The organism is Kitasatospora sp. NPDC094015, from assembly GCF_040304075.1.
GTDB lineage: Bacteria > Actinomycetota > Actinomycetes > Streptomycetales > Streptomycetaceae > Kitasatospora.
This window is the reverse complement of sequence record NZ_JBEOUL010000018.1, coordinates 131,911-147,576: the sequence shown is the minus strand read 5'-3', so window position 1 is coordinate 147,576 and position 15,666 is coordinate 131,911. Positions and strand designations below refer to the sequence as shown.

General features: G+C 73.1%; 15 protein-coding genes. 5 read left to right on the top strand and 10 right to left on the bottom strand.

Annotated elements, in window-relative coordinates; genetic code table 11:
• Nucleotides 1-456 precede the first annotated feature (456 nt).
• The 3 genes from ABT014_RS21935 to ABT014_RS21925 all read right to left on the bottom strand — a co-directional run bounded on the left by ABT014_RS21935 (nucleotide 457) and on the right by ABT014_RS21925 (nucleotide 2,420).
• Nucleotides 457-1,257: a DUF3710 domain-containing protein gene (locus tag ABT014_RS21935; protein WP_350640691.1), complete on the bottom strand. Its 801-nt coding sequence runs from the start codon at nucleotides 1,255-1,257 to the stop codon at nucleotides 457-459.
• Nucleotides 1,258-1,335: 78 nt separating this feature from the next.
• Nucleotides 1,336-1,803: a dUTP diphosphatase gene (gene dut / locus ABT014_RS21930; protein WP_350640690.1), complete on the bottom strand. Its 468-nt coding sequence runs from the start codon at nucleotides 1,801-1,803 to the stop codon at nucleotides 1,336-1,338.
• Complete coding sequence (locus ABT014_RS21925; RefSeq protein ID WP_502895060.1) at nucleotides 1,800-2,420, bottom strand: PaaI family thioesterase; 621 nt, start codon at nucleotides 2,418-2,420, stop codon at nucleotides 1,800-1,802. The genes dut and ABT014_RS21925 overlap by 4 nt, the downstream gene beginning before the upstream one ends.
• A 171-nt stretch (nucleotides 2,421-2,591) precedes the next feature.
• Here ABT014_RS21925 and ABT014_RS21920 point away from each other — a divergent pair, with 171 nt between their 5' ends.
• Entirely contained in the window at nucleotides 2,592-3,068 is a 477-nt protein-coding gene (locus ABT014_RS21920) for a DUF3093 domain-containing protein (RefSeq protein WP_502895059.1), read from the top strand.
• Nucleotides 3,069-3,279: 211 nt separating this feature from the next.
• On the opposite strand, the gene ABT014_RS21915 is transcribed toward ABT014_RS21920, so the two are convergent.
• The 4 genes from ABT014_RS21915 to ABT014_RS21900 form a co-directional block, all read right to left on the bottom strand.
• Nucleotides 3,280-3,579, bottom strand: a complete 300-nt coding sequence (locus ABT014_RS21915) for a DUF4193 domain-containing protein (protein ID WP_350640687.1) — start codon at nucleotides 3,577-3,579, stop codon at nucleotides 3,280-3,282.
• Between the two features lie 498 nt (nucleotides 3,580-4,077).
• Nucleotides 4,078-5,052, bottom strand: a complete 975-nt coding sequence (locus tag ABT014_RS21910) for an acyl-ACP desaturase (protein WP_350640686.1) — start codon at nucleotides 5,050-5,052, stop codon at nucleotides 4,078-4,080.
• 282 nt (nucleotides 5,053-5,334) lie between these two features.
• Nucleotides 5,335-6,657, bottom strand: a complete 1,323-nt coding sequence (locus ABT014_RS21905; protein WP_350640685.1) for a sensor histidine kinase — start codon at nucleotides 6,655-6,657, stop codon at nucleotides 5,335-5,337.
• A gap of 67 nt (nucleotides 6,658-6,724) precedes the next feature.
• Nucleotides 6,725-7,378, bottom strand: a complete 654-nt coding sequence (locus tag ABT014_RS21900) for a response regulator transcription factor (RefSeq protein WP_350640684.1) — start codon at nucleotides 7,376-7,378, stop codon at nucleotides 6,725-6,727.
• Between the two features lie 566 nt (nucleotides 7,379-7,944).
• Here ABT014_RS21900 and ABT014_RS21895 point away from each other — a divergent pair.
• Complete coding sequence (locus tag ABT014_RS21895; RefSeq protein ID WP_350640699.1) at nucleotides 7,945-8,130, top strand: hypothetical protein; 186 nt, start codon at nucleotides 7,945-7,947, stop codon at nucleotides 8,128-8,130.
• A 187-nt stretch (nucleotides 8,131-8,317) separates the two neighbouring features.
• On the opposite strand, the gene ABT014_RS21890 is transcribed toward ABT014_RS21895, so the two are convergent.
• The gene (locus ABT014_RS21890) at nucleotides 8,318-9,124 is read right to left on the bottom strand and encodes an inositol monophosphatase family protein (protein WP_350640683.1); all 807 of its coding nucleotides are present in this window, start codon (nucleotides 9,122-9,124) and stop codon (nucleotides 8,318-8,320) included.
• A 116-nt stretch (nucleotides 9,125-9,240) separates the two neighbouring features.
• Nucleotides 9,241-10,377, bottom strand: coding sequence for a ferrochelatase (locus ABT014_RS21885; RefSeq protein ID WP_350640682.1), 1,137 nt, complete (start codon nucleotides 10,375-10,377; stop codon nucleotides 9,241-9,243).
• 146 nt (nucleotides 10,378-10,523) lie between these two features.
• Here ABT014_RS21885 and ABT014_RS21880 point away from each other — a divergent pair, with 146 nt between their 5' ends.
• Together ABT014_RS21880 and ABT014_RS21875 are read left to right on the top strand one after the other, a co-directional pair.
• On the top strand, nucleotides 10,524-11,771 hold the full coding sequence (locus tag ABT014_RS21880; protein WP_350640681.1) for an MFS transporter: 1,248 nt from the start codon (nucleotides 10,524-10,526) through the stop codon (nucleotides 11,769-11,771).
• Between the two features lie 99 nt (nucleotides 11,772-11,870).
• On the top strand, nucleotides 11,871-13,187 hold the full coding sequence (locus tag ABT014_RS21875) for a D-arabinono-1,4-lactone oxidase (protein ID WP_350640680.1): 1,317 nt from the start codon (nucleotides 11,871-11,873) through the stop codon (nucleotides 13,185-13,187).
• Between the two features lie 4 nt (nucleotides 13,188-13,191).
• On the opposite strand, the gene ABT014_RS21870 is transcribed toward ABT014_RS21875, so the two are convergent.
• Nucleotides 13,192-14,073 carry a hypothetical protein gene (locus tag ABT014_RS21870; RefSeq protein WP_350640679.1) on the bottom strand — a complete coding sequence of 294 codons (882 nt, stop codon included), beginning with the start codon at nucleotides 14,071-14,073 and terminating at the stop codon, nucleotides 13,192-13,194.
• A 437-nt stretch (nucleotides 14,074-14,510) separates the two neighbouring features.
• Between ABT014_RS21870 and sepH the strand changes: the two genes are divergently transcribed.
• A complete protein-coding gene (gene sepH, locus ABT014_RS21865) occupies nucleotides 14,511-15,608 on the top strand; it encodes a septation protein SepH (protein WP_350640678.1) in 1,098 nt (365 codons plus the stop codon).
• Nucleotides 15,609-15,666: the final 58 nt, after the last annotated feature.

Here is a 15,666-nt window from a genome sequence, read left to right as displayed (position 1 = left end):
TCGCGTTGAGCGGCACGGCAACCAACCGGAATAGGGCGGTCCCGCGCACTGCGTCCTCGCTAGTGTCTTACTTTAAAGGAATCTCCAACCGGTCAAGAATGACCGGCCGGGGATGTCAACATATCTGGCGTTGACTTTTGGCACGCTGTTGAGTTCTCAAGGAACGGACACTTCCTTCGGACCGCCTTCCAGCGGGCCCTCCGGGCGCTTCGTTCTTTCGTATTTCCCAGCCTAGCAGATGTTTTCCGCTCCGTTTTCCGGAGTTTCATTCGTTTGCTGGCCGGTCTTTCGTGTTCCCAGCTTATCAGATGCTTTTCGCTCCGTTATCCGGAGAATCATTCATCCGATTTGCTGTGGCCGCCCCTCTCGGTGCGACTCGGGAACTGTACGGGGCGCCGCCCCCTGCAAGCAAATCGCCCCCGCCGGCCGGGCCGGCGGGGGCGACGAGGCTGTTGCTCAGCGGACCTCGGTGATCTCCGGGCCGCGGGCGAAGGGGTCGAGCGGGGCGGTGCCGAAGCGGCTGCCACCCTCTTCGGCGCCGGTGCCCGGGCCGCCGTCGGCGACCATCTGGGCGTCCTCGGGAAGCTTGAGCACGATCGGGTCGCGCGGAGCCATCGGGGTCTCACCGCGGACGACGACCGTCTGCTGGAAGACCTGCTCCAGGATGCCGGCCATCTCGGGCTGGACCGCGGCCTGGCCGGAGATCACGCCGCGCAGGAACCAGCGCGGCCCGTCGCAGCCGACGAACCTGACCAGCTGGACACCCTGGGTGCCGTCCGGCAGCTGCACGGGGACCTGGGCCCGGAGGTGCCAGCCCAGCGGGCCCTCCTCCTCCTCGATCAGGCCACCCTGCGCGGTGATGCCGTTGGCGATCTCCTCGCGGACCTCGCCCCAGATGCCCTCGGACTTGGGCGCGGCGAAGGCCTGCAGCTGGATCGCGCTGTTACCGAGGACGAGGGTCGCGGCGACGATGGCGTCACCCGCCACCTCCACCCGCAGCTCCATGCCCTCGACCCCGGGGACCAGCAGGCCGCCCAGGTCGACGCGGCCCTCCTCGGGACCCTCCAGTTCGGAGACGTCCCACGGGCCGTCCGGACGGGGCGCCGGCGGCAGGCCGACCCGGTCGGCCGGGTCCAGCTCGGCGTCGTTCTCGCTCTCGGCGGAGTCCTCGACGTCATCGGCCGTCTCGTCGGCGCTGGTGGCGTCCTCGGCGAGCTGCTCGACAGCGTCCTCGCTCTTGTGGCGACGACGGAACACGGTCACTGTCCTTCCCGGCCCGGACGGATCCAGGTCCGAAGCGAATACCTGCTCGGCTACTGCGAGACCGCGGGCATGCTAGACCGCGGCGTGGCCACCGGTCGACCCGAACCCACCCGCGGCGCGTGCCGACCCCGGCAGCTCGGCCACCTCGTGGAACCGCGCCTTCTCGACCTGCTGGATGACCAGCTGGGCGATGCGGTCCCCTCGGCGGAAGCTGACCCCCTCGCGCGGGTCCAGATTGACGACGATCACCTTGATCTCACCACGGTACCCGGCATCGACGGTCCCTGGGGCGTTCACCAGTGCAACGCCGCAACGAGCTGCGAGTCCCGAACGCGGGTGCACGAACGCCGCGTAACCGTCCGGTAGCGCAATGGCGACACCGGTCGGCAGGACTGCCCGCTCCCCGGGGGCGAGTTCCGCATCCACCGTGGTGCGCAGGTCGGCTCCGGCGTCGCCGGGGTGCTCGTAGGCGGGCAGCGGGAGGTCCGGGTCGATCCGGTTGATCAGGATGTCCACCGGCTGGCGCGGGGTGGTGCTCACGGGTTCACCTCGAAGGCTCGGCTGCGCTTCAGCAGATCGGGGTCGTCCATGGCTCTCTTGATGTCCTCCGGACGACCGTGCGTGGTGAAGTGTTCCAGCTTCACGGCGATGAAGAGTGCCTGGGCCCGCACGGCGACCGGTCCGTCCGGCCCGCCGATCCGTCCCTCGGCCGCGCTGTAGATCTTGCGTCCGTGCACCCCGGTCACCCGGGCGTGGATGTGCAGCACCGAGTCGACCGGCACCGGGCGGACGAAGTCGGTCTCCAGCCGGCCGGTCACCGCGGGGGTGTGCAGCAGCCAGTTCAGCGTGCCGAGGGTCTCGTCCATCGCCGTCATCAGCACGCCGCCGTGCGCGAGCCCCGGACCGCCCTGGTGTTCCGGGCGGACGGTGAACTCGGCGTCCACGGTGAGTCCTTCACCGGCGACCGCGTCCAGGCGCAGGCCTTGGGGGTGCTGCGGCCCGCACCCGAAACAGTGGTCGTAGTGCGAGCCGAGCCGGTCGCCCGGGGCCGGCGCCTCGGGGGCGCGGTCGGGGAGCGTGGCACCGGCCGGCGGGGCGGTGGGGGTGAGGAACGGGGCGGCCGCCGCGGGCCCGTCCGTGGACTGCGCGCTGGGCAGAGGGGCGATGGATCCGGTCACAGGCGCGACCCTACCGGCTGGTAGTGGACGATGCAGGGGCAGTGTCACACCGGTTGTGTCACAGTCGGCGGCGCAGGCCACGGGGTGTTCCGCCCGGCACTGCGGGGGCGCCGTCGGGGACCGTCCGGACCGGCGCCCACAATGGAGGGCATGTACGACGAACGCCTCACCGTCCCGCGCTCCTGGTGGCTGCTGCCCGTCGCGACCGGACTCTCGCTCGCGTTGATCATGCTCAGGCTCAGCGAGCTGGGCGCCCTGGCCGGGCTGGTGGTGGGCTTCGTCGCCGCGGCGGCCGGGATCAGCAGCTACGGCTCGGCCCGGATCCGGGTGGTCCAGGGTTCGCTGGTGGCCGGGCAGGCGCGGATCCCGGTGGGCGCCCTCGGCGAGGCCCTGCCGCTGGACCGGGCGGAGGCGCTCGCCTGGCGCTCGGTGAAGGCCGACCCCCGCGCCTTCATGCTGCTGCGCAGCTACGTGCCGACCGCGCTGCGGGTCGAGGTCGCGGACCCGGCCGACCCGACCCCGTACGTCTACCTCTCCACCCGCTCCCCCCAGCGGCTGGCCGAGGCGATCGAGGCGGCCCGCGGCGCCGGCGGGGACACCGGCTCCGGCACCGACTCCGGGGCCTGATCGGGCCCGGACACGGAAGAGGGACGGCTCCGCATCGCTGCGGGACCGTCCCGTTCTCCGGTGGTGCGCCGGTCACGGCAGGACGTGCCTACCGGGTGCCACCGCGCGTGGCGGCGGCTGGGGCTGCCTCCGGCCCTGCTGCCAGGGGCCGGTCGGGGCGGCGTACCGGGCCGGCCGTGGAGGGCCTGCCCGGGCCATGGCCGCGTGGTGCTCAGGCGCCGCAGTCCCGGCAGATCGGGTTGCCGTTCTTCTCGCTGTGCAGCTGGCTGCGGTGGTGCACAAGGAAGCAGCTCATGCAGGTGAACTCGTCGGCCTGGCGCGGAAGCACCCGGACGGAGAGCTCCTCGTTCGAGAGGTCGGCGCCCGGAAGCTCCAGCCCCTCGGCCGCGTCGAACTCGTCGATGTCGACCGTGCTGGTCGCCTTCTCGTTCCGGCGTGCCTTGAGCTCCTCGATGCTGTCCTCGTTGAGGTCGTCATCGGTCTTGCGCGGGGTGTCGTAGTCCGTTGCCATTTTCGCTCTCCCCCTTTGGGTGTGTGCGGTATCTCCAGCGCACGTAACGCTTGGGGGGTCGGTCTTGTGCCCGACCCGAGGGCGAGATTGTGCCTTACTTCAAGCCCTGTTACTCAATCGACACCCAACCCGACGGCCGTTGGGGTGATCGAACAGGTTCCGGACGGCGTCACCGTGCGGCGTCGACGCCCTCCCCCGGGGCCGCCGTGACGGTCACCCCCGGTAGCCGCCGGCACCCCGTTCGATCCCCAAATTCCGCTGCGGCGAAAGGGTTTGGCGACACGTCAACAAATCTGCCGACCCGACGCACGGTCACCGGAGTGGGCCCGGTCACTCGAACGAGCGATCACCCTGCGAGATCGCCCGACCGCACCGAGCGGGCGGATGTGAGATGGGACACAGCGGGGATTTTCTCGCCGAAATCCAGACATTCGACGCGGCAGGGGCGCACGGAAGGCGCACCGCGCGCGTCCGGGCGCCCCTGCCGCGGGTCGGGCGTCAGCGCTTGGCGGCGTTGGCCTCGCGGCGGGCGAGCAGGGCGGCCTGGCGCTCGTCGAACTTGGTGGCCTGGGCGTTCAGACCGTCCAGGAAGAGGCCGAGCTCCTGCTGGGCCTGGAGCCCCTCCGGGCCGAGGCCGCCGAACTCCATCACCTTGAGGTGGCGCAGCACGGGCTGGAGCACGTCGTCGTGGTGGATCCGCAGGTTGTAGACGCCGCCGATGGCGATCTGGGCGGCCGAGCGCTCGAAGCCGGGCATGCCGTGGCCGGGCATCCGGAAGTTGATCACGACGTCGGCGATGGCCCGCATGGCCTGGTCCGGGGCGATCTCCAGGGCCGCGCGGAGCAGGTTGCGGTAGAAGACCATGTGCAGGTTCTCGTCGTTCGCGATCTTCGCCAGCAGCTGGTCGCACAGCGGGTCGCCCGAGGTGTGGCCGGTGTTGCGGTGGGCGATCCGGGTGGCCAGCTCCTGGAAGGCCACGTAGGCCACCGAGTGCAGCATGCTGTGCGAGTTGTCGGAGGAGAAGCCCTCGCCCATGTGCGCCATCCGGGCCCGCTCCAGCTCCACCGGGTCGACGGCCCGGGTGGCGAGCAGGTAGTCGCGGATGGCTATGCCGTGCCGGCCCTCCTCCGCGGTCCACCGGTGCACCCAGGTGCCCCAGGCGCCCTCGCGGCCGAACATGGTGGCGATCTCGTGGTGGTAGCTGGGGAGGTTGTCCTCGGTCAGCAGGTTGACCACCAGCGACACCCGGGCCAGCGGCGTGACCTCGGACTGGTCGAGCGCCCAGGCCTCGCCGCCGAGCACGCCGTCGAAGTCCCGCCCCCGGCTCCACGGCACGTACTCGTGCGGCATCCACTCCTTGGCGACCTTGAGGTGCCGGTTGAGCTCGGTCTCGACGACTGCTTCGAGCTCCAGGATCAGCCGGGCGTCGGTCCAGGCGGACGTGGCGGTGCGCTGCACGGGGGCGATGGTCACGGCGGTTCTCCCGGGGGCGGACGAGGGTGGTGGCCGGTCGGGCCGGCCGGCTGGGACGCCGGCGGAGCCGGTCGGCGCGGCTCACTTACGGCTGCGTAGGTTACGACACCGTAAGTTGTCCCGGCGGGAAATGACAAGCCGCCCCTGCCAGGCCTTATGTCAATCCGACACGGCGGGCAGGGGCGGCGAGGACGGTCCGCGCACGGACCGCGGGCAGGAGGGCCGGTGGGCGGCTCCGAGGAGCGCTCCGGGGCGCCCGGCGGGGGCCTGGGCGCCCCCTGGTCAGCCGGGGATGCGGACCCGGATGGTCAGCCCTCCCCCGGGCCGGGAGGAGGCGTCGATGACGCCTCCGTGGGCCCGGACCACCGAGCGCACGATGGACAGGCCGAGGCCGACCCCCTTGTCGCTCCTGGTCCGGTCGGCGCCCTTGACCCGCCGGAACGGCTCGAAGATGTGCTCCAGCTCGTACCCGGGCACCACCGGGCCGGTGTTGCTGACCACCAGCTCGCCGCCGCCCTCGGGGGTGGCCCGGGTGATGATCTCGGCCCAGCCGTCGGCGGTGTTGTACCGCACGGCGTTCTGCAGCAGGTTGAGCGCGATCCGCTCCAGCAGCACGCCGTTGCCGGAGACGGTCACCGGTGCCAGCTCGGGGCGCAGCGTCACCTCGCGGGTGACGGCTTCCGGCCGGATCTGCTCCAGGGCGCGCAGGGCGACCTCGGAGAGCTCCACCGGCCGGCGGTCGGTGAGTTCGTTGTCGCTGCGGGCGAGCAGCAGCAGGCCCTCGACCAGTTGCTCGCTGCGCTCGTTGGTGGCCAGCAGGGTCTTGCCGAGCTGCTGGAGGTCGGGCGAGGCGGCCGGGTCGGAGAGCTGCACCTCCAGCAGGGTGCGGTTGATCGCCAGCGGGGTGCGGAGTTCGTGCGAGGCGTTGGCGACGAACCTGCGCTGGGAGTCGAAGGCCCGGTCGAGGCGCTGGAGCATGTCGTCGAAGGTGTCGGCGAGCTCCTTGAGCTCGTCGTCCGGACCGTCCAGCTGGATCCGCCGGTGCAGGTCGGAGCCGGCCACCTCGCGGGCGGTGCGGGTGATCCGGCCGAGCGGGCGCAGCACCCGGCCGGCCATCGCGTAGCCGGCGGCGAAGGCGATCACGGCGAGGCAGACCAGCGCGGTGAGGGCCTTGCGGAGCAGCGTGTTGAGCGCCTGGTCGGCCTCGACGGCCTGGTAGTTGTCGATGTAGCGGTCCAGCGCCGTCTGGTTGTTGATGACGATGCCGTCGGGCGTGGTGATCTGGACGTTCGGGCCGAGCCGGAGCGGGGGCAGCGAGGCGCCCTGGAAGGCCTGGCGGACGAAGTAGTACATGAGCAGCAGCAGCACCACGCCGGCCATCAGGAACATGCCGCCGTAGAGCAGGGTGAGCCGGATCCGGATGGTCGGGCGCAGCGCGAGCCAGGCGAACAGGCCGTCGCCGGGGCGGTAGGCCGGCGTCTCGCGCCGGTGCTCGACCGGCTCGGCGGAGTCGGACCGCGGGGGCCGGACCGGGCGCGGCGGGATCGGGCCCGGGCCGCCGGTGGGCGTGCCGGGGGCCCCGCCGGCGGGGGGCGGGGTGTTCATGGCTGGTCCTCTCGGGTGCTGCGGTGGCGGGGGTGGGCGAGGCCTGCGGGGCCGGGTGCGGCGGCCGTCAGATCCGGTAGCCGGAGCCGGGCACCGTGACGATGACCGGCGGGTCGCCGAGCTTGCGGCGCAGGGTCATCACGGTGACCCTGACGACGTTGGTGAACGGGTCGGTGTGCTCGTCCCAGGCCTTCTCCAGCAGCTGCTCGGCGGAGACCACGGCGCCGCCGGCCCGCATCAGGACCTCCAGCACGGCGAACTCCTTGGGGGCGAGCTGGACGGTGCGCCCGTCGCGGATCACCTCGCGGCGGCCCGGGTCGACGCTGATCCCGGCGCGCTCCAGGACGGGCGGCAGCGGGACGGTGGCGCGGCGGCCCAGCGCCCTGACCCGGGCGACGAGTTCGCTGAAGGCGAACGGCTTGGGGAGGTAGTCGTCGGCGCCGATCTCCAGGCCCTCGACCCGGTCGCTGATGTCGCCGGAGGCGGTCAGCATGATCACCCGGGTGGCCAGGCCCTGTTCGACCACGCGGCGGCAGACGTCGTCACCGTGGACGAGGGGGAGGTCGCGGTCCAGGACGACCACGTCGTAGTCGTTGACGGCAATGCGCTGCAGCGCCGCCTCCCCGTCGTACACGACGTCGACGGCCATCGCCTCGCGGCGCAGGCCGGTGGCGACGGCTTCGGCGAGGAGTTGCTCGTCCTCGACGACGAGTACCCGCACGGTGGTGGTCCCTTCTCCTGGTGCGGCCCACCGTGGACGCCCGTGCGGGCCGTTGTGCACCGGGCGGCGGGGCCGACACGCCGCGGGCCGCGGGCGGCCTCGGGACGGGCGGACGGCTCCGACGGTGCTGCCCATCCTGCCTGGTTCCCGGCTAAAGCGGCGGTAAGACCGGCCGGGTGACCCTGGCCCCCGGCCGGGCGGGGGCCGTGACGGTCGGGTGCGGACGGCCCGCCGGGAGCGGGCCGGGTCGGCCGGGCGGGCGGATCCGGCGTCCAGGGCTCCGATTGGACTGTGACGCGGGCAACTTTCTCGCCCGGGGAGGTTTCCCGGGCCACCGGGCGGGGAGGACAAGCTCACACCAGCGATGCCGCCACCGTGCGGGTCGCACCCACCCGCCGCGTGTTCATCCGCACCGGCCAGGGGATCGAATGTCACCGGTGGCCGCCGCAGACCGGCTTCCGCGCCCGACCGGAGAGTCAGTCACCGGCTTCGGCGCTCCCGTTGATCTCGATCCGCAGCCGGGGAGCATGCGGACCGTGCCCGTTCGACACAGCAAGGGGGCCCGTATGGACGCCTTCACCGACGGAATCCTGCAGCGCATAAGGAATGCGGAGCAGGATCTCCACCGCGCACTCGAGTCCGGGGACGATTTCCTGGCCGAGGTCGAGCAGTCCGAGCTGGAGGACCTGCGCAGACTGGCTGCCGAGCACGGGGTCGACGCCGTGCACGAGATGCACCGCGCCGCCGCCTGACCGAGCCCGCAGCCGTACCAGCAGCGGCCGACCGCAGCGCCGCGCCTGCCCCGCAGCACCGGGGGCGAACAGAAAACGCGAGCCCTGGCACACGCCCTGTGCCAGGGCCCTTCACTGCTCAGCCGCCCTGGTGGGCCGGTCGCCGCGGCGACCGGCCCACCAGGGCGTTTCCCGGCTCCGTGGTGGTTCAGTCCCGCCAGGCGCCGATCTCGTCCAGCCGCTGCTGCAGCTGCTCGAACAGGCCGGGCGGGGCGGCCACCGTGAGGTCGCCGTCCGGCTCCCGTCCGGGGCGCCCGCCGGCCAGGGCCCCGGACTCGCGAGCGATCAGGACCCCGGCGGCCCGGTCCCAGGGGGCGAGGCCGCGTTCGAAGTAGCCGTCGACCCGGCCGGCGGCGAGGTCGCAGAGGTCGACGGCGGCCGCGCCGCCGCGCCGGATGTCGCGGAACTCCGGCATCAGGTGCAGCAGGACCTCGACCTGGCGGACCCGGACCGCCTGCACGTAGTTGAAACCGGTGCTGATCAGTGCCTGGCCCCAGGGCGGGGCCGGCCGGCAGGTGATCGGGCGGCCGTCGAGGTGGGCACCGCCGCCGAGCACGGCGTGGAACAGTTCGCCGCGGGCCGGTACGTAGACCACGCCGACCACCGCCCGGCCGTCCAGCTCGGCGGCCACGCTGACGGCCCAGTTGTGCTGGCCGTACAGGTAGTTGACGGTCCCGTCGAGCGGGTCGACGACCCAGCGGACGCCGCTGGTGCCGGTGCGTTCGGCGCCCTCCTCGCCGAGGTAGCCGTCGTCCGGGCGGCGCTCGCCGATCAGTTCCAGGACCAGCTTCTCGGAGGCGAGGTCCATCTCGGTGACCACGTCCACCGGGCTGCTCTTGGTGGCGGCCACCCCGAGGTCGGCCGGGCGGCCGTCACGCAGCAGCGAACCGGCCCGGAGCGCGGCCTCCTTGGCCACCTCCAGCAGTTCGGCGAGCAGGGCGGGGCTGGGTGACACGGCTGGTTCCTCCTGGGGCTGGGGCTTCGGGACCGGGCGCCTCGAACGGGGCCGCCGCACGACGGGCCTCGGAACTGGGCGGCCTCGGAGCTGGGCGGGCTCGGAGCCGGGCGGCTTCAGAGCTGGGCGGCCGCAGGCCGGGGTGCGCGCGGGTTCGGGCAGCAGGCGACGGCGCAGACGTCGTGGCTCGCGCCGAGCGTACCGAGGGCGCAGCGCTCCACCGCCGCGCCCCGCTCGACCGCCGCCCGCTCCAGCACGAGCTCCCGGACGGCGGCGGTGAAGCGGGGGTCGGCGCCGACCGTGGCCGCCCGGGTGACCGGCAGGCCGAGTTCGGCGGCCTTGGCGGTGGCCTCGGTGTCGAGGTCGTACCTGACCTCCATGTGGTCCGAGACGAAGCCGATCGGGACCATCACGGCGGCGGGTGCGCCCGCGCCGTGCAGGCTCTCCAGGTGGTCGCAGATGTCGGGTTCGAGCCAGGGGATGTGCGGGGCCCCGCTGCGGCTCTGGAAGACCAGCTGCCAGGGCCGGCCGGCCACGCCCGTGGCCCGGGCGACCGCCTCGGCCACCAGCCGGGCGACCTCCAGGTGCTGGGCCACGTACGCGCCGCCGGGCCCGCCGCGGGCCGGGTCGTCGGGGGGGCCCGAGCTGTCGGCCATCGCGTCCGGGATGGAGTGGGTGGTGAAGGCGAGGTGCGCGCCGTCGCGGACGCCGGCGGGCAGGGCCTCGAGCGCGCTCAGGGTGGCGTCGATCATCGGCTCGACGAAGCCGGGGTGGTTGTAGAAGTGCCGGAGCTTGTCGACCGTCGGCTCGGGCAGCCCCTCCGCGCGCAGCTGGGCCAGCGCGTCCGCGAGGTTCTCCCGGTACTGGCGGCAGCCCGAGTAGCCGGCGTACGCGCTGGTGGCGAGGGTGAGCACCCGGCGGTGGCCGTCGGCGGCCAGCTCGCGCAGGGTGTCGGTCAGGTAGGGCGCCCAGTTCCGGTTCCCCCAGTAGACCGGCAGGTCCAGGCCGTGCTCGGCGAAGTCCTTGCGCAGTGCGGCGAGCAGTTCGCGGTTCTGCTCGTTGATCGGGCTGACGCCGCCGAACAGGAAGTAGTGCTTGCCGACCTCGGCCAGGCGTTCCTTGGGGATGCCGCGGCCGCGGGTGACGTTCTCCAGGAACGGCACCACGTCCTCCGGGGCCTCGGGCCCGCCGAAGGAGAGCAGCAGGAGCGCGTCGTACGGCGCGGGGTCGGTGGCGGTGGGCGTCTCGGGCATGGCACCGATCCTCCCACCCGCGGCCGGGTGGACGGCGGCGGGCGCCGTGGGCGGTTCGTCCGGAGATTTTCGGTTGCCGAAGTTCGTAAGCTGTGTTTGCGAACCTTGTTCCTTACCGTCCCTGCCCCTTCTTCCGCGGAGCCCCCGTGCTGTCCAGTTACCGCCAGATCTTCGCCGCCCCCGGCAGTCTGGCCTTCTCCTCCAGCGGCTTCGTCGCCCGGCTGCCCATCTCGATGACCGGCATCGGCATCGTCACGATGCTCGCGCAGCTGCGCGGCTCGTACGGGTTGGCCGGCGCGGTCTCGGCGGTGCTCGCGCTCTCCGCGGCGGCCCTCGGCCCGCAGGTCTCCCGGCTGGTCGACCGGTACGGGCAGCGCCGGGTGGCGCGGCCCGCCACCGTGGTCACCCTGCTGGCCGCGGTCGGGCTGCTGCTCTGCGCGCACTTCGCGGCGCCGGCCTGGACGCTGTTCGTGTGCGCGGTGGGGATGGGCGGGATGCCGAGCACCGGCTCGATGGTCCGGGCCCGCTGGGCGCACCTGTACAGCTCCGAACCGCCCAAGCTGCACACCGCGTACTCGCTGGAGGCGGTGGTCGACGAGATCTGCTTCATCGTCGGGCCGATCCTGTCGATCGGGCTGGCCACGGCGGTCTTCCCGGAGGCCGGTGTGGTGCTCGCGGGGCTGTTCCTGGCGGTCGGCGTGCTGCTGTTCACCGCGCAGCGCCGTACCGAGCCGCCGGTGCACCCGGCGGCGCACCACGCGAGCGGTTCGGCGATCAGCTCGGCGGGCCTGCAGGTGCTGGTGCTGACCTTCGTGGCCACCGGTGCGATCTTCGGTTCGGTGGAGGTGGTCACGGTGGCCTTCGCCCAGGCGCAGGGCCACACCTCCTCGTCCAGCCTGGTGCTCGCCGTGTACGCGCTGGGCTCCTGCCTGGCCGGGGTGGTGTTCGGGACGCTGAAGCTCAAGGGCTCGATGGCCACCCGGTTCCTGGCCGGGGTCGCCGTGATGGCGGTCAGCATGGTGCCGCTGGTGGTGGTCGCCTCGACCCTGCGCGGCACGGCCGGGCTGGTCGCCATCGGCGCGGCACTGTTCCTCGCGGGGCTGTCCATCTCGCCGACCCTGATCACCGCGATGGCCCTGGTCGAGCGGCTGGTCCCGGCGGCGCAGCTGACCGAGGGGATGACCTGGACCACCACCGGGCTGGCCCTGGGCGTGGCGCTCGGCTCCTCCGCCGCGGGCTGGATGGTGGACGCGGCCGGTGCGGCGGCCGGCTACTGGGTGCCGGTGGCCTCGGCCGGCTTCGGCGTGCTGGTCGCGCTGGCCGGATTCCCCCGCCTGCGCAGCGGGCTGACCGCCGATGCGCCGGAACCGGCCCGCAGCTCGCTGCCCGGCTGAGGCCCGCCCGGACCGGCTCCGCAGGGACCATGGACCGGTGGGGAGCGAGTGACTACGCTCACCCTACCCACTGGTAGTCCGTGAGCAGGAGGCCTCCGCATGCCCCAGAGCACCGCCACCGCCGGCTGGCGCAACTGGGCCGGGAACCAGAGCGCGCGACCGGGCCGGGTGGTCTCCCCCGCCGGGGTCGAGGAGCTCGGCGAGGTGGTCCGGCTGGCCGCCGAGCAGGGGCGCACGGTCAAGGCGGTCGGCTCCGGCCACTCGTTCACCGCGATCGCCTCGCCCGGTGACGGCGTGCTGGTGCGGCCGGACGCGCTGACGGCGGTGCGCGGGATCGACCCGCAGGCGGGCACCGTGACCGTCGAGTCCGGCCTCCCGCTGCACCGGCTCAACCGGCTGCTGGAGGCCGCCGGGCTCTCGCTCACCAACATGGGCGACATCGAGGTGCAGACCGTGGCCGGGGCGACCAGCACCGGCACCCACGGCACCGGCCGGGACTCCGGCTCGCTGGCCGCGCAGATCAAGGCGCTGGAGATCGTGCTGGCCGACGGTTCGGTGCAGCAGTGCTCCCCCACCGAGAACCCCGAACTGTTCCAGGGCGCCCGCCTCGGCCTCGGCGCGCTCGGCGTGGTCAGCGCGCTCACGTTGGGGGTCGAACCGGCGTTCCTGCTGACCGCGCACGAGCAGCCGATGGCCTTCGACGAGGTGATGGAGCGCTTCGACGACCTGACCGCCGTCAACGAGCACTTCGAGTTCTACTGGTTCCCGCACACCGACCGCTGCTCCACCAAGCGCAACAACCGCAGCCAGGGCCCGGCCGCCCCGCTGCCGCGGTTCAAGGCCTGGCTGGACGACGACTTCCTCTCGAACACCGTCTGGGAGGGCGCCTGCCGGGTCGGCCGCAGCTTCCCCGCCGCGATCCCGACCATCGCCCAGCTCGCCAGCCGGGCCTGGTCCGAGCGCACCTTCACCGACACCGCGTACAAGGTGTTCACCAGCCCGCGCAAGGTCCGCTTCATCGAGATGGAGTACGCCGTCCCGCGGGAGGCCGCCGTCGAGGTGCTGCGCGACCTGAAGGCCTTGGTCGAGCACTCCGACTGGCGGATCAGCTTCCCGGTGGAGGTCCGGGTGGCGCCCGCCGACGACCTCTGGCTGTCCACCGCGAACGGCCGGGACACCGTCTACATCGCCGTGCACCTGTTCCGCGGCAGCTCCGAGCGGGGCTACTTCACCGCCGTCGAGGAGCTGATGACCGCGCACCGGGGCCGCCCGCACTGGGGCAAGCTGCACACCCGGGACGCCGAGTACCTCGCCTCGGTCTACCCGCACTTCGGCGACTTCACGGCGCTGCGGGACAAGGTCGACCCGGGCCGGCTGTTCGGCAACGACTACCTGCGCCGGGTGCTGGGCGCCTGACCGGTCAGCCGGTCGGCGTCGCCGGGCCGCCCGGAGTGGTCGCCGCACCGGACGTGCCGGCGGACGGGGTCCCGGACGGACCGGACGGGCCGGTGGACGGGCTCGCGGAGGCACCGGCCGAGGGTGATCCGGTCGGGCCCGCCGAGGGCGAGCCGGACGGCGTGGCCGGGGCGGAGCCCGACGGGGACGCCGACGGCGCACCACTGCTGCCCGGGGAGCCGCCCGGCGCACCGGACGGCACGGCCGCCGGGTCGGAGGCTCCGGCGGAGCCCTTCGGCGGGGAGGGGGTGTGCGCCGGGCCGCCGCGCCCCGGGTTGAACGAGGTGCCGGTCCGCTGATCGCCGCCGGTGAGGCTGCTCACCGGCTGCCCGGCCAGCACCTCGACGGCCAGGATCGGCACCATCGCCAGGGCGAACACCAGCGCCGAGACCGCCGCGCCGGTGCGCCAGGTCCAGCGCCGGCGGGCCCGGAGCAGCTGCGGCTCGTTCCACTCCCCGGCCGGCCCGGCGGACCGGGCCACCGGGACCGGTCCGGGCGCCGGCACCGGCACCTGCACCTGGCGCAGACCGTTGGCGGTCGCGCCCGGGCCGCGGTCGACCGCGGTCCTCAGCTGCTCGCCGGTGCGCCGGAACAGGTGCTGGAAGAGGGCGCTGCCGACGGTGGCACCGACGCTGACCACGGCGGCGCCGATGATCGTGCCGTACACCCCGAGCTCGGAGGCGAGCACCGCGCCGACCACCGTCGCCAGCGCGCTCGCGGCGACCTGGGCCATGCTCAGGTCCAGCCGCCCGCGGCCCTCGGTGGGCTTCGCCGCAGCGCCGGAGTCGGCCTCGGCGTCGGCCACGGCACCCGCCGGCGGCGCGGACTGCTCCCTCTGCTGCGGCATCGACATCCCTCGGTCAGTGCGTCACGTTTTCGAACAAGTCGGTCCATCTTGCACAGAGAAGGACACATGGGGCGAAAATCCGACTCCCGGAAGTCGATATATGTGAAGATGATCACCACTGGCTGATCGAGGGTCTGCCATTGGGGTGCGAGCTCTTGAGATTCCGCTGATTCGCGGGAGACTTGAGCGGCGAGCCGCCCCTCTCGATGCCACGAATGGAGTACTGTTCGTGGAGCCTGAGCCTTCGGTCAATCAATCGGCAGTCCGTCGGAAGACGATCGGAACGCCCGGGTGCAACGTCGACCGGCGACGTGGCAAACAGGCAACCGTGCCACAGCGGCGCGCCCGGGCGAAAGCCCGACACGCCGGGTAACTCTGCAAGGTTGTGGCCACTCGCCAGCGGGCAGGCCACACTCAGTACGGGAGCAGCGACGCAGGTGACGTCGGCAGGCACCACCCGGGAGGTAACCGTGCCCGAACTGCGCGTCGTGGCCGTCAGCAACGACGGCACACGGCTGGTGCTCAAGGCTGCCGACAGCACGGAGTACACCCTCCCGATCGACGAGCGGCTGCGCGCCGCCGTCCGGGGTGACCGCCCGCGGCTCGGCCAGATCGAGATCGAGGTCGAGAGCCACCTCCGCCCCCGTGACATCCAGGCGCGGATACGAGCCGGTGCCTCCGCCGAGGAGGTCGCGCAGGCCGCCGGGATCTCGGTGGACCGGGTCCGCCGCTTCGAGGGGCCGGTGCTCGCCGAGCGCGCCTTCATGGCCGAGCGGGCCCGCAAGACCGCGATCCGCCGGCACGGCGAGTCGACCGGTCCGCAGCTCGGCGAGGCCGTGGCCGAGCGGCTCGCGCTGCGCAGCGCGGAGAAGGACACGGAGCGGTGGGACTCCTGGCGCCGGGACGACGGCACCTGGGAGGTCATCCTCGCGTACCGCGCGGACGGCGAGAACCGCACCGCCAGCTGGACGTACGACCCGCCGCGCCGTCTGGTGCAGCCGAACGACGACGAGGCCCGCGCGCTGATCGGCGAGAACGTCGACCGCGAGGAGGACTCGGTCTTCCCGTTCATCCCGCGGATCGCCCGGCTCCCCCAGGACCGGCCGGCCCGCCCGATGATCGAGCGGCCCTCGGCCGACCGGATCATGTCCGCGCGGGAGGTCCGCGAGGTCAGGGAGGTCCGGGAGGCGCGCGAGAGCCGGGAGGCGGCGGCCGACGCCCGGGATTCGCTGACCAGCCTGCTCGACGTGGTGCCCGCCTTCCGCGGCGACCTGGCGATCGGCCCGGCGCCCGAGCCGGCGGTGGTCGAGGAGCCCGAGGTCGCCGAGGAGCCGGCGGCGCCCGCCGCCAGCATCGGCGCGGGGTCGGCGTACGCGGACATCCTGATGCCCCGTTCGGTCGCCCCGCACCGGGAGCGGCTGGTCGGGACGACGGACCGGCAGGCCGAGGCGGACGGTGTCCGGCCCGGCCGACGGGCCACCGTGCCCAGCTGGGACGAGATCGTCTTCGGCAGCCGGCGCAAGAAGCAGGACTGACGCACCAGCAGCAGAGCCGACGGGTGGCGTCCCCTCCGAGGAGGGGCCGCCACCCGTC